Origin of the sequence: Hymenobacter endophyticus (genome assembly GCF_032464715.1) — a bacterium.
GTDB lineage: Bacteria > Bacteroidota > Bacteroidia > Cytophagales > Hymenobacteraceae > Hymenobacter > Hymenobacter endophyticus.
This window is the reverse complement of the sequence record NZ_JAWDJT010000003.1, coordinates 14,667-32,459: the sequence shown is the minus strand read 5'-3', so window position 1 is coordinate 32,459 and position 17,793 is coordinate 14,667. Positions and strand designations below refer to the sequence as shown.

Here is a 17,793-nt window from a genome sequence, read left to right as displayed (position 1 = left end):
TTTTTTGCGCCGGTATTTTAACTATTCCGATAAAAATTATCCAGCAGAATGGCCGCCGACACGGCTACGTTCAGGCTTTCGGCCTGGCCCCGGCCGGGGATGTGCAGGCGCTGGGTGAGGCAAGCTTCCACGGGCGGCGTGAGGCCGTGACTTTCGCTGCCCATGATGAGTACGCCCGTGGGGCGCAGCGTGAGGCGGTGCACGTTGTCGCCGTGCAGGTCGGCGCCGTACACGGGCAGCTCCGGCGGGAGGCTGCCGAGCCACTCGGGCAGGTTGCGCTGCCACACCGGCACCCGCGTGAAGGAGCCCATGGTAGCGGCCACGGTTTTGGGAGCCCAAGGGTCGGCGCAGGTATCGGAGCACACCACCCCGGCCAGCCCGTACCAGTCGGCCAGACGGATGAGGGTGCCCACGTTGCCGGGGTCACGCACTTCATCCAGGGCCAGCAGCAGTGCCTGCCGGGGCAGCGGCAGCGGTTTTTCGGGGGGCAGCTGGGCCACGGCCAGGGCGGTATTGTTGGTGCTGAGCGTGCCCAGGCGGGTCAGCTCCTCCCCCGAAACCACGTCAACGGGCACCCCGGCGGGCAGCTCCGCCCGGATTTTCTCCTCGAATTCGGCCGTGAGGATGAGCCGTTCCGTTAGAATCCCGGAACTTAGCAGCTCCCGGACGCTTTTGCCCCCTTCAACCAGAAAGGCATTATGGCGGGTCCGGTACTTCTTCAGGTGCAGCGCGTGCACGTATTTCGCTACTGCTTTTGAAACCATATTCGCAATTGAACGAGAAGGCCCCACGGGGCCGGTTTTCAGATACATGTATGTCCCGACTAGGACTGGGGGCCGTGCTGCTGGCCGGCGGCCTGAGCGCCTGCTCGCCTACGCGGCTACTGCTGCCCGGGCAACGCCTGCTCAGCCGCGTCAAGATTGAAGGCACGGACCAGGCCGACGCGGCCCGCCTGCAGACGCTGGTGCAACAGAAGCCCAACAGCACCTTCCCCTTGCCAAAGGTAGCCATCTACCAGCTAGGACGCTCGTTTTATAACCGGGAACGAATTCAGCAGAAGCTGGACGAGGACCGCACCAAGTACGACCAGCTCATCAAGGCAGCCGCCACCGACTCGGCGGAGGCGGGCAAGCTGCTCACCAAGCGGGAACGGCACACCCGCCGCCACCAGCTGGCCCTGGACAAAGGCAACGCCATTATGCGCCTGGGCGAGGCTCCGGTGATTTACGATTCCTCCCTGACAGCCACTTCGGTAAAGCAGCTGGGCATATTTCTGAAGTCCAAGGGCTTTTTCCGCAGCGCCGTTGCCGTTACCGATACGGTACTCACAGAGCGGTTTGCGCCCTTCCGCATTTTCGCCCTCAAGTCGCCGTTCCACGCGGATTCTCAGCGCGTGACGGTGACGTACCGCATTCAGGAGGGCCCGGCCTTCCACTACTCCCAGCTGGACTATGACATTGCCGACACCGCCATAGCCCGGCGGGTGCTGGCCAGCCAGCCCGAGAGCCAGCTGCGGGTTGGGCAGCAGTACGATGAAGAAGTCATTGGATCGGAGCGCAACCGCATTGAAACCCTGCTGAAGAACCAGGGGTACTTTGATTTCCGGGAGCAGTACATTACCCTAGAGGCCGATACCAGCTTCGCGCCGACCACCGTGCGCCTGCGCACCATCATCAGCAAGCCCGCCCGGGGGGAACAACACCGGCTCTACACCATTCGGGGCGTCAATTTTATCACGGATGCGGGCCTGGTCCGGTTTGGCCTGCAGCGCGACACGCTGGTGCGCGACTCGGTGAACTACCTGGCCTACAAGCACCGCTTCAGCACCCGCGCCCTCGACCGGAAGCTGCTGGTACGGCCCGGCCAGCCCTATAGCCTGGCCAAAACCCAGCAAACCCAGCGCCAGTTGAGCAGCCTGGATATGTTCCGGTTTAGTACCCTCACCTACCGGCGCGTGCGGGGCAGTGAGGCCCCCGCCGACTCGGCCAAGGGCTTACTGGATGCCACCGTGAATGCCTCGCCCGCCAAGAAATTCCAGGAAACCACTGAGTTTGGGGGTACCTACGTGGCCGAAAAGGTAGGCCCCTTTGGCAACGTACGCTTGAAAGTTCGTAACGTATTTGGTGGGGCCGAGGTGCTGGAATTTGGGGTACGGGCCGGTTTCGAGGGGCAGTATAACCTTACTGGGCTTACCCAGGGCGACGTGGGCTCCAGAAATCTGCGAAGCCAGTTGACCACCCAGCTCGGAGCGAATGTAAACCTGGTGCTGCCCCGGTTCCTGGTACCCTGGCAAGGTGGCCGCTACTTTGCCCGGTACAATCCGCGCACGCGTTTCAACACTGCCTACACCTACGTGAAGCGGCCTGAATACACGCGCACCAACCTGGAAGGCACCCTGGATTACCTCTGGCAGCCCTCTACCTACGCCCAGATAGTGCTTACCCCAGTCGATGTAAGCGTTATCCGGACGGCCTCCATCGACCCGGCTTTCCGGGATACCCTGGAGCAGTTGCGCATCAACCAAGGCTCTCCGCTGTACCGCAGCTTTGATAACCTGTTCATTCCCAGCTTCAACGCCACATACTTATACAACTCCAACAACTTCACCCAAACGCTCAACGCGCAGTACCTGCGGCTGTTTGTAGAATTCGGGGGGCTTACCCGCGGGCTGTATCAGAAAGAGCCCCTCACCAGCTACCGCGACGATTTGCGCAGCAACCGGCTGAAAGTGTATGACTTCGGGAAGATAACCGTGGATTACCGGCGCTATTACAAGCTTACGCCCAGCACGTATTTCGTGTACCGGCTGGCGGGGGGCGTAGCCACGGCCTTGTCCAGCACCAGGCTCACTACCGTAAACAAGGATGGGTCGGAGGCGGTGACGGAAACGCTGTACCTGATTCCGTACGATAAATCCTTATTTGCTGGTGGCAGCACCAGTGTGCGGGCCTGGAAACCGCGGCGCCTGGGCCCCGGCTCGTACGCGACTACCCGTATTCCCAGAAACTCAACTACCCCCGTGCGCGACTACAATACCGAGCAGCCGGGCGAGGTACTACTGGAAGGCAACGTGGAGTACCGCTTCCCGATTTATAGCTTCATCAAAGGGGCCCTTTTTACCGACTTTGGCAACCTCTGGACGCTCCGCAACGACCCACGCCCGGGGGCTGAGTTTAAGCTAAACCAGTTTTACCGGCAGTTTGCGGTGGGCTCAGGCATTGGGTTTCGGTTTGATTTCGACTTCCTGATTCTGCGCCTCGACGTGGCTACTAAAGTGTACGATCCTTCCGCCATCGGCAGCAACTGGGTTATCCGCAAGTTCAGCTTCCGCGAAGATCAGTCAGCCTTCAACCTGGGTATCGGCTATCCATTCTAGGCAAGTAGTAAACTTGTGAATGGTGAAAGCGTGACAACCTGAAGCAGAAAGAAAATGCCCCGGCAGAGTTGCCGGGGCGTTTTGCGTTTTGGGGTGAAACTGTTTTTCACCACTTCATCATTCACCATTTCACTGCCTAATACCCCAGCAGATCCTGCAAAGCGGCCAGCACCTTGTCGGAGTTGGGCAGCATCTGCTTTTCCAGCTCCACGTTGAGGGCAATGGCGGGCAGGTTGGCGGCCCCGAGCGTGAATACCGGGGCATCGAGCTGCCGGAAGCAGTGGCGCTGGATGCGGCCGGCCAGGCTTTCGGCAAAGGAGTTCATGAGCGGTTCTTCGGTGAGCACCAGGGCCTTACCGTGGCGGCACACGGCAGCCTGCACGGCTTCCCAGTCGAGGGGGTTGAGGGTGCGCAAGTCCAGGATTTCGACCTGACCGGGCAGTTGGCGGCTGGCGGTTTTGGCCCAGTGTACGCCCATACCGTAGGTGATGACCACACAGGTTTCGCCGTTGCGCAGCTTGGTGGCATCGGCTGGCTGGGCCACGGCGGCTTTGCCCAGGGGCAGCACGTAGCCGGCGGCCGGCTCCACGGTTTTAGCATCTTCGGTACCGGCTACCTTGCTCCAGTACAGGCCCTTATGCTCCAGCAACACTACCGGGTTGGGGTCGAGGAAGGCGGCGCGCAGCAGGCCTTTCATATCGGCGGCGTTGCTGGGGTACACCACCTTAATGCCCCGGATGGTAAGCAACGTGCTTTCTATGGAGCCCGAGTGGTAGGGCCCGCCCCCGCCGTACGCGCCCACCGGCACCCGAATCAGGCTTTGCACCGGAAACTGCCCGTTGGAGAGGTAACAGGATTTGCTGAGCTCCTCTACCAGCTGGTTGAGAGCGGGCCAGATGTAGTCGGCAAACTGAATTTCAACGATGGCCTTGGCGCCCACGGCACTCATGCCGACGGTGCTGCCCACAATATAGGCTTCCTGAATGGGCGTGTTGAACACCCGGGCGTCGCCGTACTTTTTGGCCAGCAGGGCCGCCTCCCGGAACACCCCGCCCAGCTCCCCGCCCACGTCCTGGCCATAGAACAGGGCTTCCGGAAACTCGCGCAGAATATCGTCCACGGCGTGCAGGGCGGCATCCACCATCAGGGCCTTGTCGGCCCCGGCAGGGCTTCGCTCCCCGGCTTCCTCCGTCACGGCGGGCGGGGCAAACTCGTGGTCCTGGAAGGTGGTCGGGTCGGGGTTGGGCGCAGCCAGGGCCCGCTCGTAGTCCTGCTGCACGGTGGCGCGGGCCTGGGTCGCCAGCTGCTGCAATTCCTCTTCGGCGAAACCCAGCTCCAGCAGTTGCTGGTGAAAGCGGGGCAAGGGGTCCTGCAGCGTGTGCTGAGCCAAGTTGTCGCCGCGGTACCATTCCCGGCGCACCCCGCTGGTATGGTGGCCCAGCAGGGGGCATTTGGCGTGCACCAGCACCGGGCCGCGCCGCTGGCGCACATGCTCGGCGGCCTGCTGCATGCCGGCGTAGCTAGCCAGGAAATCGGCTCCATCAAACTGCAAACGGTGCAGCCCTTTGAAGCCGGCGGCAAACTCGTAGGCATCCATGGCGCGCATTTCGCGGCTGGTAGCCGAAATTCCCCAGTCGTTATCCTGCACCAGATAGATAATGGGCAATTGGTGCAGCACAGCCATTTGCAGGGCCTCGGCCACTTCTCCTTCCGTCATGGCCCCGTCGCCAATGGAGCAGAGCACAAGTGGCTTCTTCTGGGAATTAGTAATTAGTAATGAAGAATTACTAATTGGCTGTTCATCATTACCTAAACCTGTCTCCGCTGGCGAATTACTAATTACTAATTGCTCATTGCTACTTGACAGCCCCTGCCCTTCCAAATACTTGATGCCGTGCGCCACGCCGGTGGCCGGAATGGCCTGCATGCCGGTGGCGGAGCTTTGGTGCGGGATGGTCGGGAAGCCGGCCCGACGCAGGGAAGGGTGGCTATAGTACGTGCGGCCGCCCGAAAACGGGTCGTCGCGCTTGGCCATGAGCTGGAGCATCAGCTCGTAGGGCTGCAGGCCTATGCCCAGCAGCAGGGCGTCGTCGCGGTAGTAGGGCGCGGCATAATCCTGGGGGCCCAGAAAGCAGGCGGCGGCCAGCTGAATGGCCTCGTGGCCCCGGGCAGTGGCGTGCACGTAGCGGGCCGTTACGGCTTTGTTTTCTTCGTAGAGGCGGGCCATTTCATCGGCCGTGCGCATCAGGAGGTATGCCCGGCGCAGAGTGGCCGCATCGGGGCGTGTACTATGGGCTTCAGTTTCGAGAGCAGCGGTAGTTTCAGCAGTCATGGGTGGGTGGTGAGTGCGGGGCGAAGGTACACAAAGGCTGTGATGAGGGGAAACAGCCCGCAACCGGCAGGAGTTTGATTACCTGGAAAAGGGGGCGGCACTCTCCCGGCAGCAGGGCAAGTAGCCGTTGCGCCACCTGCCCCGTCACATTCCTGCCCAACCTTCCGGCGGGTTGCATAGCTTTGCCGCATGCTCTCAACCCTACGCTACTCCCCTGCCACCAACGCCGATATTCCAGCCCTCACCCGCCTCGTCAACTGCGCCTACCGGGGCGAAGCCTCCGAGCAGGGCTGGACTACCGAAGCTCACCTGCTAGCCGGTCAGCGCACCGACGAGGACGATTTGCGGGACCATTTGCAAGCGCCCGGCGCCACTTTCCTACTGGCTCGCACGGCTACACAGGAGGTAATAGGCAGCGTGTTTCTGCAGCAGCAAGGGCCCGATTTGTACTTGGGCATGCTGTCCGTGGAGCCCACTCTGCAAGCGCAGGGCCTGGGCCGGCAACTGGTGACGGCCGCCGAAGCCCACGCCCGACAACTGGGCTGCACGGGCATCCGCATTACCGTTATTTCGGTGCGCCACGAGCTGCTGGCTTGGTACGAGCGGCTAGGCTTCCGCCGCACCGGCGCCACCGTGGACTTCCCCACCGATACCCGCTTCGGCATCCCGCGCCAGACGGAGCCACTGGTGCTACTAGTGCTGCGGAAGGAACTGTAGGATGCTCTTTTCTTGAAAAGAAACACTTGTCATTCCGAACGAAGTGAGGAATCTGGGTTGACTTAGCATAGGCTGACTCAGATTCCTCACTTCGTTCGGAATGACAACGCAAGGCTATTCAGAAGTCTACCACAATCAATATGCCGTCATGCCGAGCGGAGCGGAGCGCAGCATGACGTGCTTGTTTCAGTCAAACGCCCACCACGCGTCCCGCTTTGGTGGGGTGCCCAGCGTGTAGGCTTCACCGATGCGCGGCACCGTGACGGGCAGGCCAGCGGAATCAGCAGCTTGGAGCACGAGTTGAACCGGCTCATTCCAGGGGTGGTAGGCCAGCGTGAACTTGGCCCAGTGTACCGGCAGCAGCAGTTTTGCACCCAGGTCCTGGGCGGCCTGGACGGTTTCCTCGGGCAGGCAGTGAATGGCCTGCCAGCTCAGGTTGTACTGCCCGTTTTCGAGCAGGGCCACATCAAAGGGCCCGTACTGCTCGCCAATAGCCCGGAAATGCGGGCCGTACCCACTGTCGCCACCTAGAAACAATCGGTATTCATTCAGTTGCAGCACATAGGAAGCCCACAGGGTACGCTGCGGCTTTAGGCTCCGGCCCGACATGTGCTGGGCCGGGGTGGCCGTGAGCTGCACACCGGGCACCGGCTCGGTGGTTTCGTGCCAGTTCAGTTCCGTGAGCTGCTCAGGCGCGTAGCCCCAGGCCCCCAGGTGGCCGCTCACGCCCAGCGGCGTAACTACGTGCTTCACTTTGCCGCGCAGCTGAGTCACCGTGGCGTAATCGAGGTGGTCGTAGTGGTCGTGGGTGAGCACCAGCACATCAATGGGCGGCAGGTCGGCCACGGTATAGGCATCGGCCCCGGCATAGGCGCGCACCGCAAACGATACCGGCGAGGCCGCCCCGCTGAACACCGGGTCAACCAGAATATTGAGCCCCCGGGCCTGAATCAGGTAGGAGGAGTGGCCGAACCAGATGATGGTAGGCAGTTCGGTGGTCGGGTGGTGCAAATCGGTTTGCACCGTGGGCAGCGGGCGGGACGGCGTAACGGTGCGGGGCTTGCGCAGAAAATCGAGCAGCATTTTGCGCATGGGCGCTTCACCGACGCTGAACTTCACCCCGCCCAGGTTCTGGAAACGGCCATTCTGGTAATTGGTGAGGCTGGCAAAGCGGCGCTGTAATTCGATGGCGGGATTTTTCCCGAGGATGTGGAGCATACAAGTACATCGGCCAAACCGGGCCGGTTATGACAGCAGACGCAAAGCCGGCCCATTTACTTTACCCAAGGTGGCACGATGATGGCGGCACTGCGTCGCAACCGGAATTATCTACCTTTGCGGTTTACCTCACCGCCCCACTTTCTACCGCTGGCGGTAGGCGCATCAGTCCAATTTGCTTGGACTCCTGCCCTGTACTTCGGCGGCCCCGTTGCATGCAAGTTCCCGCGCTTTCCCCCTTCCCCGTTCCCACGCCTCACGCCCGCTTCCGCGACACGGTGGAAGCCTGGATGCGCCAGTTTCAGGACTGGCTCTGCCAGCAGTTGGAAGCTACCGACGGTACCGGCCGTTTCCGCGAGGATGCCTGGCAGCACCACAGCGGGGGTGGCGGCCGCAGCCGGGTACTCACCGAGGGCACCATCATTGAGAAAGGCGGGGTGAACTTCTCGGGCGTGGAAGGCCAGATGAGCGAGCAGGCGGCCCGCGTACTGCTCATGCCCGACCCGAACTACTTCGCCACCGGCGTATCGGTGGTGCAGCACCCGCGCAGCCCCCGCGTGCCCATCTCCCACATGAACGTGCGCTACTTTGAGGCCGGCAACGGCGAGGCCTGGTTCGGCGGGGGCCTGGATTTGACGCCCATTTACGTGGATGTGGAGCAGGCCCGCTGGTTTCATGAGCAGATTGCCGAGGTGTGCCAGCGCCATAACCCGGCGTACTACGAGCGGTTCAAGCAGTGGGCTGATGAGTATTTCTACATCCCGCACCGCCAGGAAACCCGGGGCATCGGCGGCATCTTCTTTGACCGGCTCATCGTGGGCAAGGAAGCTGACGCCGAGAGTCTGTTCGCCTTCGTGCGCGCCGTGGCCGAGGTGTACGGCCGCACCTACACCACCCTGCTGCGCCACAACGCCGATTTACCCCACACCGAGCCGCAGAAACAGTGGCAGCTGGTGCGCCGGGGCCGCTACGCCGAGTTCAACCTGGCCATTGACCGGGGCACCCGTTTCGGGCTGGAAACCGGGGGCCGCACCGAGAGCATCCTCATGAGCCTGCCGCCCCAGTGCGAGTGGCACTACAACCTGCAGCCCCAGCCCGGCTCCCCGGAGTTCGATACCCAGCAGTGGCTGCGCAAGGGCGTCGACTGGCTCAGCGCCCAACCCACTGCCGCGTGCTAGAGGAACTGCAAGCCCTGGACCGTTGGCTGCTGGTAGCGGCCAACGCCCACCACACGCCCAAGCTGGATGCGTGGATGGTGTTCTTCACCGAGCGCCTGGTGTGGTTTCCGGCCTACTTCGTACTACTGGTGGTGCTGGTGTACCTGTACGGCCGCCGCGCCCGCCTGCTTATTCCGCTGCTGGGCCTGAGCGTGGCTTTGGCCGACAGCATTTCCAGCCGCTTCTTCAAGCCCTATTTCGCCCGCCTGCGTCCCTGCCACGACCCTGACCTTTCGGCCACCCTGAACTTGGTGAACGGCTGCGGGGGCCAGTTCGGCTTTATTTCCTCGCACGCGGCCAACGCCTTTGCCCTGGCCGTATTCGTGGCCCTGGTGCTGCCCCGCCGCTACCGCGTGGCCAAATGGCTGCTGTTCGGGTGGGCCGTGCTGGTGAGTTACAGCCGCATGTATCTGGCCGCCCACTTCCCCTCCGACGTGCTGGCCGGCGCCTTGCTCGGCTCTGGTCTGGCCTGGCTCTGCGCCTGGGCGTATCAGCGGCTGGCAGTGCGGTGGTTTGGCTCGGCGGAACCGGCAGTGGTGTAAAGCTTAGTGTATTTTATTCCACACCGCATCCCCTGTTTTTTCCAGGTCGCCGGTGTCCGTGTTGGTCAGGATAATGACCGTGGTGGTAAAGTCGGGGGTGGTCAGCAACAAGGAGTTAAAACCGTCGATGCTACCGCGCCGCTCAAGCATTGTTTGCTTCAATGATTTATTATTGAGGTAGAATCCGACGGTAGGATACCCCCGGGTATATTCAATAAAGGCTGGTTGCTGAGGTTTAATAAGAAACTGGGCGGTTACCTGGGGCCGGAGGAGCCGGTTGGTCCTCAACGCTTCCACCAACATGCGCAGGTCGTCCACCGTTGAGTAGATGGCGCCGGCACCCGCGTAGTTTGATAGGTAGCGCGTGTCGTTGTAAAGCGTATCATTGGGAGTACCCACTCCAAAGCTATAATTGTGGTAGCCATACGCCAGGTTGCGAATAACGTGTGCTTCCTGCACCACACCCGTATTTTTCAGCTTCAGCGGTTGAATAATGGCCTCCTGCAACAGCCGTGCGTACGATTTTCCGGTAACCACTTCCAGCACTCGGGTCAGCAGAATGTAGTCGACATTATTGTAGTGAAAACCCGCGCTGCCCGGCTTTTCATCTACGGCCACATACTTCCGCACAAACTCGGCTGTCGATACGGGCATAGCATACGCGCTAACGGGCTCACTGCGCAAGCCGGAATAATGCGTCAAAAGTGCCAGAAGGGTTATGTCCCGGCAGTCGGGCGGCAGTTCCGGCAGGTAAGCCGTCACCTTATCAGTCAGCTTTAACCTGCCCTGCTGTTGTAGTTGCAGCGCCAGCACGGCGGTGAACGTCTTGGTCAGAGAAGCTACCGGAAACCGGGTACTATCGGAAACAGGCACAGAAAACTGCCGGTTGGCATAGCCCCGGTTAATCCGCGCCACCACCTTGCCGTCGTGGATTACCAGGGCTGCTCCGCTAAAATGCCCCGCGTTGGCCTCAGCCACCAACAACCGCTCAATGGGGTGCTGGGCCTTCAATAGTTGGGGCAGAGATAGTAAAATCAATAGAAAATAGCGCATAGCTTACTGGTTTCTAGCAATTTATTACCTGCCTGTTACCACCTTATTATTCTGCCTGTCATCGTAATATTTTCATCGGTGGTGGCCCCTGCTGCCGGTATTTCTCTATAGCCTCGTTCCAAAAGCTCATCATGCCACTGTCGATAGGAACCGGCCGCTCAGTCAGCGCATCTACAAACGCAGGCTCCGAAGCACTGAGGATATCCGATACCTCGAACGTGCCACTGGAGATTCGATAATTTTCTTCCAGAAAATACTGCATCACCCAGAAGGCATCTTCCGCCGTCAGGTCTGTTTGAGTGAACCGAACCTCTTCCATTACTTCCCCAGCAGCTTGGCCACGTACTTGCCCACGATGTCGAACTCCAGGTTTACTTGGTGGCCGGGGCGCAGGTCCTGGAAGGTGGTGTGCTCGTAGGTGTAGGGGATGATGGCCACGGAAAAGCCGTCGTCGGTGCTGTTGAAGCAGGTGAGGCTGGTGCCGTTGATGCAGATAGAGCCTTTCTCCACCGTTACGCGGCCGGGGCCGGGCGCGTGACGGAAGCGGTAGAGCCAGCTGCCATTCTGATCCTCCACCGACTCGCACTCGGCCGTGAGGTCCACGTGGCCCTGCACGATGTGGCCGTCGAAGCGGCCGTTAGCGGCCAGGCACCGCTCCAGGTTCACGCGGCGGCCGGGGGCCCAGGCGTTCAGGTTGGTTTTTTGCAGCGTCTCGTCGATGGCCGTAACCACGTGGGTGCCGGCCATGCCGTCCACGGCCACTACCGTCAGGCACACGCCGTCGTGGGCCACGCTCTGGTCGATTTTCAACTCCTGGGCGAAGCTGGATTGTACGGTGAAGTGAATGTTGGTGCCTTCGCGGCGCACATCCGTGATGGTGCCAAGGGTTTCAATGATGCCGGTAAACACAACTGTTGAATTATGAGTGATGAGTGATGAGTGATGAATTAACCTCTGAAGCGCGCCGCAGTTTGCCGCCGGCTCCAATGCATAATTCAGCATTCATCTCTCAGAATTAACCTCTACTTACCCCGCCCCTCAATGATGATTTTGAGCGTGTAGAGTAGCACCCGAAAGTCCATGGCCAGGCTCATGTTTTCGATGTAGAGAATGTCGAATTTGAGGCGCTCTACCATCTGGGCTACGGTTTCGGCGTAGCCGTATTTTACCTGACCGAGGCTGGTGAGGCCGGGCCGTACGCGGTGCAGGTGGCGGTAATGGGGCGCAATCTGCAGGATCTGGTCGATGAAGAAGCGGCGCTCCGGGCGGGGCCCCACAATGCTCATGTCGCCCTTGATGACGTTCCAGAACTGGGGCAGCTCATCCAGGCGCACTTTGCGCATGAAGCGGCCCCAGGGCGTGATGCGCGGGTCGTGGTCGGAGCTGAGGGCGGGGCCCTGCTGCTCGGCATCCGTGTACATGGAGCGGAACTTGTAGATGCGGAACGGCTGCTCCCCGCGCCCGATGCGCTCCTGGGAGTAGAACACCGGCCCCGGCGAGGACAGCTTCACCATAACGGCTGTGAAGGCGTACACCGGCCAGGCCAGCAGCAGAAACAGGCAGGACGCCACCACGTCAATCAGGCGCTTGAGTACTTTCTGCCAGAGCGGCAGCAGATCCTGCTTGATTTCGATGAGGGGTGTGCCAAATACGTGGCTCACCTTCACCGAGCCCAGCAGCATCTGGTAGAGGTCGGGCAGGATGCTCACGCGCGCCGGCGTGCCGGCCAGCAGCGTCAGAATTTCCTCAATGGTACGGTGCTCACTGGGCTCAATGGCAATGATGACCTGCTCAATGTGCAGGGCCCTGATCAGGGCCGGCAGGCGGCGGAACGGGCCTCGGGCGGGCAGCTCAGCGGCCAGTTCCTCATCCACGGTTTCACCCAGGGGCGTGAAGCCTACCAGTTTCAGCCCCAAATGGCGGCCGGTACGGTGCAACTCCCGGCTGGTGTCGCGGGCCAGGGCCCCGGAGCCCACCAGTAGCGTGTTAAAGCTGATGACTCCGCCCCGCACCAGCTGCTGCACGCTGCTCACGGCCCAGAGCCGCAGCACGGCCGTAAGCGAGAAATGCAGCAGGAAATAGGCCGTAATGGTTTTGTAATAGCTGTGGTAGTTCTGCACGCCCTGGTCGTCGAGCAGCAGCACGAAGAAAATGAGAATGGCCCCGAGAATGGATACCCGCCCCAACCGAATCAACTCGGCCAGACGCGACTTGCGAAAAATATCGTTGTACTCGCCCAGCAGCGCATACAAACCAGTCCAGAAAGAGGCAATCATCAGGGCTGAGCCGGAGAGGAAGGCGGCATCGGCGGCGAAGTGGTAATCGGCACTGATTTCGCGCAGCAGGTACTTACGCAGCAGAAAAAAACATACCCACGCCAACAGGGCCGCGCCAAAATCGGCGGCTATCAGCTTCAGTTTTTGGAGAGTACGAATCAAGAGCAGATGAACTAACCGGCCGGGCCGGTACCTGGGGTGATTTTGTGCGCCCCGCGCCGTAGTTTTACGCTTCGGGAAGGGCTGCGCCGGCCCGTTGGGGCCGTTTTGGCAGCTGCGCAAAGGTAGGAAAACCCCGCAATCCGGCACCCGGCTCCGGTTTCCAATTGTTTCGTCCGTTTTTTCTCCGCTCTGCTACCCATGTCTGCCGATACCTACCGCCACCGAGGAATGCGCCGCGCCCTGGTGGAGGAGCTGCGCCGCAAAGGCATCCGCGACGAGCGGGTGCTGACGGCCATCGGCACGGTGCCACGCCACCTGTTTTTCGAGTCGGCTTTCCAGCCCCACGCCTACCAGGACAAGGCTTTCCCCATTGGCGAGGGCCAGACGATTTCCCAGCCTTACACCGTAGCCTACCAGACCGAGCTGTTGCAGGTGCAGCCCACCGACCAGGTGCTGGAAATCGGGACGGGCTCGGGCTACCAGTGCAGCGTGCTGCTGGAGCTGACGCCCCACGTGTGCAGCATCGAGTACAACCAGGTGCTGTTTGAGCGTACGGCCCGGCACCTGGCGGGTCTGGGCCGCACCCCGCGCCTGTTCTGCGGCGACGGGTCGTTGGGTTTGCCCCAGCACGCCCCTTTTGATAAGATTCTGGTGACGGCCGGCTCACCCACCCTGCCCCGCCCCCTGCTGCGGCAGCTGCGCGTGGGTGGGGCCCTGGTAATACCGGTGGGCGATGAAACCAGCCAGCGGATGATGCGGGTGGTGCGCGAAAGTGAGACGGAGTTTTCCCGCCAGGAGCTGGAGGAGTTTCGGTTTGTGCCCTTGCTGGGGCAGGCTGGCTGGGGCGCGGGGTAAAACGGTGAATCAATGCGGGGTCAAACGGTGAATCAATGTAGTAGTGAGCCGATTGGTTGGTAACTTAACCCCGCTAAACCGGTGCACTTCATAGCGCCCCGGAGCACACGACTATCATTAGACTAATCCGTCGTCAAGCAAAGCAAGTGTCACCTGCTTTGGGCGTGCTTTTTCCAGCAATTATATGGGCAAAAAACTACTCCTCTCTCTTTTCTGGGTTCTGGCTTTCAGCTGCCTGTACTCCGTACCCGTGGGCGCGCAGGCCAGACGGTCCGCCGGCATTTGCGGCTTCGATAGTCTGCAGCAGATACTCTTCCGGCGCAACCCCGGCAGTGAGCAGGCCTACCGGGCTTTTCTGCAGCAGAGCAACGAACTGGCTCAGCAAACCAGCTTCCGGAACGCCACCGCGGCCCGCACGCCCCCCGATATAACAGTGCCGGTGGTAGTGCACATTATTCATACGGGCACAGCCAACAACATCACCGATGCCCAGGTACTGGATGCTATCCGTATTGCCAACGAGGATTACAGCAAAACCAACTCGGATACGGCTGACGTAATTCCGGCCTTCAGGGCCATTCATGCCAATATTGGTTTTCGGTTTCGGCTGGCCCAGCGCGACCCCAGCGGCAACTGCACCACCGGTATTACCCGCACGTATTCAACCCAAACGCTGGTTGGCGACAACAACGTGAAGAACCTCATCCGTTGGGACCCGAACCGCTACCTGAACGTGTGGGTGTGCGAAAACGCCAATGGAAGCGGGGGCTACGCCTATCTGCCCTGCACGGGAAGCTACGGCCTGGATGGCATAGTGGTCCGGAATGCGCAGTTCGGCAGCATCGGTACATCGGCCAACCGTCCTGAGCGCGCCCGGCGCACCTTCACCCATGAAATTGCGCATTATTTTGGCGTGCCGCACACCTGGGGCAACTCTAACACGGCGGGCCTGCCCAGCAACTGCGGCATTGATGACGGTATTCTGGACACGCCCAATACCATTGGCTCCTCTACAACGGTGTGTGACCTGGCCGATGCTCCCTGCGGCGTGCTGGCCAACGTGCAGAACCATATGGACTATGCCCAGTGCACCAAAATGTTTACGCTGGGCCAGCGGGCCGTTATGCGCAACTCACTTAACCTGAGCTGCCGCTCGCAGCTTGTTTCGGTTGCCAACCTGCAGTTCACTGGTACCAACGACGGGTACCAGAGTGGGCCTTGTCCGCCCGTTGCCCAGCTCTCGGCCAGCACGCAGGTGTTTTGCGCGGGAGGCACTACCCGCTTCACCGATTTTACCAGTGTTTCGCCGGATGCGGCGTACCAGCGCCGCTGGGTTTTTGTGGGGGGTGAGCCGGCTACCAGCACCGAAGCCGCGCCTACGGTACGATACAGCACGCCGGGCTTATACCCGGTTTCCTTGTCGGTCACAACTGCGGCCGGTACCAGCACCACCACCCGCCTCCAGTTTATACAGGTGCTCAGCGCGGCTTCGGTACGCCCTCTTCCGCTGCAGGAGTCGTTTGAAAATCCTGCATTCATGGAGAATAACACCGCCTGGCAGCTCACCTCCAGCGCCGGAGCGCCCACTCCTACCTGGGAACGACAAACAACTGCCACTCCTAGTCATGGCCAAGCCAGCCTGGTAGTCCGGAACGCCGATATTCCCGCCGGAACGGGCAGTTACCTGCACGTTCCGGCGCTGGATGTGGCGGCATTGGCCGGGCCACTAACCATGCAGTTCGACTATGCCTACGCCCGACGTACAGCAGTAGCATCTGAGGCCCTATCCGTCACCTTCTCCACTGACTGCGGAGCCAACTGGTCGTACCCTCTTACGCTGAGTACCGAGGAGCTTAATACGCAGGGCAGCAAGCTGCTGCCGGCTTTTGCGCCCGCCAGCGCCGCCGACTGGCGCACCTATTCGCTTGCGCTGCCCGCAGCGTTTGTGCAGGCTGGCGACGCCTTCCGGATTCGGCTGTATGCGCTGAGCGGCGGCGGTAACTCGCTGTACCTCGACAACTTTCGGCTGAGCGGCACCATCACCCCGAATCGGGCAGCCATTGAGCGGAGCGTAAGAGTTTTTCCAAATCCGGCCACCCACGAAACCACGGTAGCCTTTCAACTCCCCGTAACGGCCCGGGTCCAGATTCAGGTAGTGGATATGCTCGGCCGGCCCCTTTCCAGCTTGCCTAGTACCACGTACGGAGCGGGCTTGCATCAGGTACCGCTTCCCAACGCGCATCACCTTAGCCCCGGCGTTTACGTAGTGCAGCTTCGGCTAAACAATGACGTTTTTCAGTCCCGACTACTCGTACAGTAAGTTCCGCACTCTACCCGAAATGCCTGTAAAAGCCCAGACGATGATGTATCGTTTGGGCTTTTTTTGGGTTCAATGACTGCGGGCACAGTTACCAGTCGGGGCCCGCGAAGTACCTTTGCACTCCATATTCAGCTAACCATCCAGTACATGCTGCGCAAACAAAAGTCCGTAAAAGACTCCTTCGTCCGAATGACGGAATTGGTACTCCCCAATGACACCAACACGCTTAATAACCTGATGGGGGGCCGTATGATGCACCTGATGGACGTGTGCGCCGCCATTTCAGCCCAGCGCCACTCCAACCGCATCGTGGTAACGGCCTCCGTGGACAACGTCTCGTTCCGGGAAGGCATCAAGCTGGGCAGCGTAGTCACGCTGGAGTCGCAGGTGACGCGCTCCTTCAGCTCCAGTATGGAAGTGCACATCAACGTGTGGGCTGAGGATATTCCCAGCGGTACCAAAATCAAGAGCAACGAGGCCTTCCTCACCTTCGTGGCCGTGGACCAGTCGGGCCGGCCGATTGACGTACCGGAAGCCACCCCCGAAACGCCCGAGGAAGTAGCCCTGTATGATGGTGCTCTGCGCCGCCGCCAGCTGCGCCTGGTGCTGGGTGGGCGCATGGCCCCCCACGAAGCCACAGAATTGAAAGCCCTCTTTGGCGAGTTGGAATAAATAAAGCCACTCAAGCCCACGGCGCGGCTGCCGCCAACTGTAGCCGCGCCGCGGGCCACCAGGTTTTTTTACTGGCTCCTATTTCTTTTCCCTGATGGATACCGCTGCCAACCTCGCCTTCTTCCAGACCTTCTACACCGGAGCAGCCTTATACGTGCTGCCGGAAGCTGCTGCCCCGGAAGTTGCGCCGGCAGCGGAACCCATAAAAGCCGCACTGGAGCAGCAGCGGGCCTCAACCCCAGCGCCCGAGACACCGGCACCAAGGCCCGCTGTAGAGCCCGTAACTGCGGCTCCAGTGCCTCCAACACCGACTACCGTGCCGGTACAACCTGCACCGTCGGTAGCACCGCCACTGCCTGCGCCTGCCGCTCCCGCCCACGTACCGGCGCCTCTTGTGGCGGCCCCGCCGCTGGTAACTCCGGCCTCCGCTCCCTCAGCTCAGGCGCTGGGCACTTTGCCGCTGGCGCCGTTGCCGGCGGCGGCGGCGGCCCCGGCTGGCCGGGTGCAGCCCACGCCTACCCAGTCGCCGGTAGCGCATATTCCGTTCAGCACGTTGGGCAGCAACCCGCACGGATTGGTGCTGCTGGTGCGGGTTTCGCCCGAGCAGTTCCGCAAGCTGCCGCGCAATGTATTCCTTAACAACCTACTCAAGGCCCTGCGCCTGGTGATGGAAGACGTGGTACTGGTGAACGTGGAGCACGAAAAATACCCAGTGGCCCTGTGCAGTCTGCGCCGGGAGCTGGCAGCCCGGCAGATTCTGGCTTTCGGCAAAAACCTGCTCGACGTGGCCGTGTACACCACCCAGCCCTACGAGCCGGTACTGCTCTACGGCGACACGGCCTTCCTCGGAGCCGGAGAAATTGATATGCTGGAGTACGACGCCGGCCGCAAAAAGCAGCTCTGGCAAGCCGTACAGCGCATGTTTCTGAGTTAGTTGTCAGTTGTCAGTTGTCAGTTGTCAGTTGTCAGTTGTCAGTTGTCAGTTGTCAGTTGCGTACTGGCTGGGAAAAGAAGAGTTACAAAAAAGCCCGCTATTCGCGGGCTTTTTTACTT

Annotated in this window: 15 protein-coding genes; 8 read left to right on the top strand and 7 right to left on the bottom strand. The window is 60.9% G+C overall.

Going from position 1 to position 17,793, the window contains the following annotated elements:
* Nucleotides 1-17 precede the first annotated feature (17 nt).
* Nucleotides 18-764: an RNA methyltransferase gene (locus ROI90_RS06500; protein ID WP_315997526.1), complete on the bottom strand. Its 747-nt coding sequence runs from the start codon at nucleotides 762-764 to the stop codon at nucleotides 18-20.
* Nucleotides 765-814: 50 nt separating this feature from the next.
* Here ROI90_RS06500 and tamL point away from each other — a divergent pair, with 50 nt between their 5' ends.
* Nucleotides 815-3,376 carry a translocation and assembly module lipoprotein TamL gene (gene tamL, locus ROI90_RS06495; protein ID WP_315997525.1) on the top strand — a complete coding sequence of 854 codons (2,562 nt, stop codon included), beginning with the start codon at nucleotides 815-817 and terminating at the stop codon, nucleotides 3,374-3,376.
* Nucleotides 3,377-3,512: 136 nt separating this feature from the next.
* On the opposite strand, the gene ROI90_RS06490 is transcribed toward tamL, so the two are convergent.
* Entirely contained in the window at nucleotides 3,513-5,708 is a 2,196-nt protein-coding gene (locus ROI90_RS06490; protein WP_315997524.1) for an alpha-ketoacid dehydrogenase subunit alpha/beta, read from the bottom strand.
* A 189-nt stretch (nucleotides 5,709-5,897) separates the two neighbouring features.
* On the opposite strand from ROI90_RS06490, the gene ROI90_RS06485 reads away from it, so the two are divergent.
* Complete coding sequence (locus ROI90_RS06485; protein ID WP_315997523.1) at nucleotides 5,898-6,425, top strand: GNAT family N-acetyltransferase; 528 nt, start codon at nucleotides 5,898-5,900, stop codon at nucleotides 6,423-6,425.
* A gap of 186 nt (nucleotides 6,426-6,611) precedes the next feature.
* On the opposite strand, the gene ROI90_RS06480 is transcribed toward ROI90_RS06485, so the two are convergent.
* Entirely contained in the window at nucleotides 6,612-7,643 is a 1,032-nt protein-coding gene (locus ROI90_RS06480) for an MBL fold metallo-hydrolase (RefSeq protein ID WP_315997522.1), read from the bottom strand.
* Nucleotides 7,644-7,858: 215 nt separating this feature from the next.
* Between ROI90_RS06480 and hemF the strand changes: the two genes are divergently transcribed.
* Nucleotides 7,859-8,821, top strand: a complete 963-nt coding sequence (hemF, locus tag ROI90_RS06475; RefSeq protein ID WP_315997521.1) for an oxygen-dependent coproporphyrinogen oxidase — start codon at nucleotides 7,859-7,861, stop codon at nucleotides 8,819-8,821.
* The gene (locus tag ROI90_RS06470; protein WP_315997520.1) at nucleotides 8,815-9,402 is read left to right on the top strand and encodes a phosphatase PAP2 family protein; all 588 of its coding nucleotides are present in this window, start codon (nucleotides 8,815-8,817) and stop codon (nucleotides 9,400-9,402) included. The genes hemF and ROI90_RS06470 overlap by 7 nt, the downstream gene beginning before the upstream one ends.
* Nucleotides 9,403-9,405: 3 nt before the next feature.
* Here the strand turns inward: ROI90_RS06470 and ROI90_RS06465 are convergent, their stop codons facing one another.
* From ROI90_RS06465 to ROI90_RS06450, 4 genes are all read right to left on the bottom strand, one after another.
* Nucleotides 9,406-10,455, bottom strand: a complete 1,050-nt coding sequence (locus ROI90_RS06465; protein ID WP_315997519.1) for a serine hydrolase domain-containing protein — start codon at nucleotides 10,453-10,455, stop codon at nucleotides 9,406-9,408.
* 58 nt (nucleotides 10,456-10,513) lie between these two features.
* A complete protein-coding gene (locus ROI90_RS06460; protein ID WP_315997518.1) occupies nucleotides 10,514-10,774 on the bottom strand; it encodes a hypothetical protein in 261 nt (86 codons plus the stop codon).
* Nucleotides 10,774-11,364, bottom strand: a complete 591-nt coding sequence (locus ROI90_RS06455) for a riboflavin synthase (RefSeq protein WP_315997517.1) — start codon at nucleotides 11,362-11,364, stop codon at nucleotides 10,774-10,776. Before ROI90_RS06455 ends, ROI90_RS06460 begins: the two co-directional genes overlap by 1 nt.
* Nucleotides 11,365-11,477: 113 nt before the next feature.
* Complete coding sequence (locus tag ROI90_RS06450) at nucleotides 11,478-12,893, bottom strand: sugar transferase (RefSeq protein WP_315997516.1); 1,416 nt, start codon at nucleotides 12,891-12,893, stop codon at nucleotides 11,478-11,480.
* Nucleotides 12,894-13,091: 198 nt separating this feature from the next.
* On the opposite strand from ROI90_RS06450, the gene ROI90_RS06445 reads away from it, so the two are divergent.
* The 4 genes from ROI90_RS06445 to ROI90_RS06430 all read left to right on the top strand — a co-directional run bounded on the left by ROI90_RS06445 (nucleotide 13,092) and on the right by ROI90_RS06430 (nucleotide 17,674).
* The gene (locus ROI90_RS06445; protein ID WP_315997515.1) at nucleotides 13,092-13,748 is read left to right on the top strand and encodes a protein-L-isoaspartate(D-aspartate) O-methyltransferase; all 657 of its coding nucleotides are present in this window, start codon (nucleotides 13,092-13,094) and stop codon (nucleotides 13,746-13,748) included.
* A gap of 184 nt (nucleotides 13,749-13,932) precedes the next feature.
* Nucleotides 13,933-16,068 (top strand): M43 family zinc metalloprotease, encoded by a 2,136-nt coding sequence (locus ROI90_RS06440; protein WP_315997514.1) that lies wholly within the window; start codon nucleotides 13,933-13,935, stop codon nucleotides 16,066-16,068.
* A gap of 147 nt (nucleotides 16,069-16,215) precedes the next feature.
* Nucleotides 16,216-16,740, top strand: a complete 525-nt coding sequence (locus ROI90_RS06435) for an acyl-CoA thioesterase (RefSeq protein ID WP_125429520.1) — start codon at nucleotides 16,216-16,218, stop codon at nucleotides 16,738-16,740.
* Between the two features lie 94 nt (nucleotides 16,741-16,834).
* Nucleotides 16,835-17,674 carry a hypothetical protein gene (locus ROI90_RS06430; RefSeq protein WP_315997513.1) on the top strand — a complete coding sequence of 280 codons (840 nt, stop codon included), beginning with the start codon at nucleotides 16,835-16,837 and terminating at the stop codon, nucleotides 17,672-17,674.
* Nucleotides 17,675-17,793 lie beyond the last annotated feature (119 nt).

What these genes read in the sequence shown, in the direction of transcription:
- ROI90_RS06445 (WP_315997515.1), top strand. Translation starts at nt 13,092, where the DNA reads ATGTCTGCCGATACCTACCGCCACCGAGGAATGCGCCGCGCCCTGGTG.
- ROI90_RS06500 (WP_315997526.1), bottom strand. Translation starts at nt 764, where the DNA reads ATGGTTTCAAAAGCAGTAGCGAAATACGTGCACGCGCTGCACCTGAAG.
- ROI90_RS06480 (WP_315997522.1), bottom strand. Translation starts at nt 7,643, where the DNA reads ATGCTCCACATCCTCGGGAAAAATCCCGCCATCGAATTACAGCGCCGC.
- ROI90_RS06440 (WP_315997514.1), top strand. Translation starts at nt 13,933, where the DNA reads ATGGGCAAAAAACTACTCCTCTCTCTTTTCTGGGTTCTGGCTTTCAGC.
- tamL (WP_315997525.1), top strand. Translation starts at nt 815, where the DNA reads ATGTCCCGACTAGGACTGGGGGCCGTGCTGCTGGCCGGCGGCCTGAGC.
- ROI90_RS06430 (WP_315997513.1), top strand. Translation starts at nt 16,835, where the DNA reads ATGGATACCGCTGCCAACCTCGCCTTCTTCCAGACCTTCTACACCGGA.
- hemF (WP_315997521.1), top strand. Translation starts at nt 7,859, where the DNA reads ATGCAAGTTCCCGCGCTTTCCCCCTTCCCCGTTCCCACGCCTCACGCC.
- ROI90_RS06465 (WP_315997519.1), bottom strand. Translation starts at nt 10,455, where the DNA reads ATGCGCTATTTTCTATTGATTTTACTATCTCTGCCCCAACTATTGAAG.
- ROI90_RS06435 (WP_125429520.1), top strand. Translation starts at nt 16,216, where the DNA reads ATGCTGCGCAAACAAAAGTCCGTAAAAGACTCCTTCGTCCGAATGACG.
- ROI90_RS06490 (WP_315997524.1), bottom strand. Translation starts at nt 5,708, where the DNA reads ATGACTGCTGAAACTACCGCTGCTCTCGAAACTGAAGCCCATAGTACA.
- ROI90_RS06485 (WP_315997523.1), top strand. Translation starts at nt 5,898, where the DNA reads ATGCTCTCAACCCTACGCTACTCCCCTGCCACCAACGCCGATATTCCA.
- ROI90_RS06460 (WP_315997518.1), bottom strand. Translation starts at nt 10,774, where the DNA reads ATGGAAGAGGTTCGGTTCACTCAAACAGACCTGACGGCGGAAGATGCC.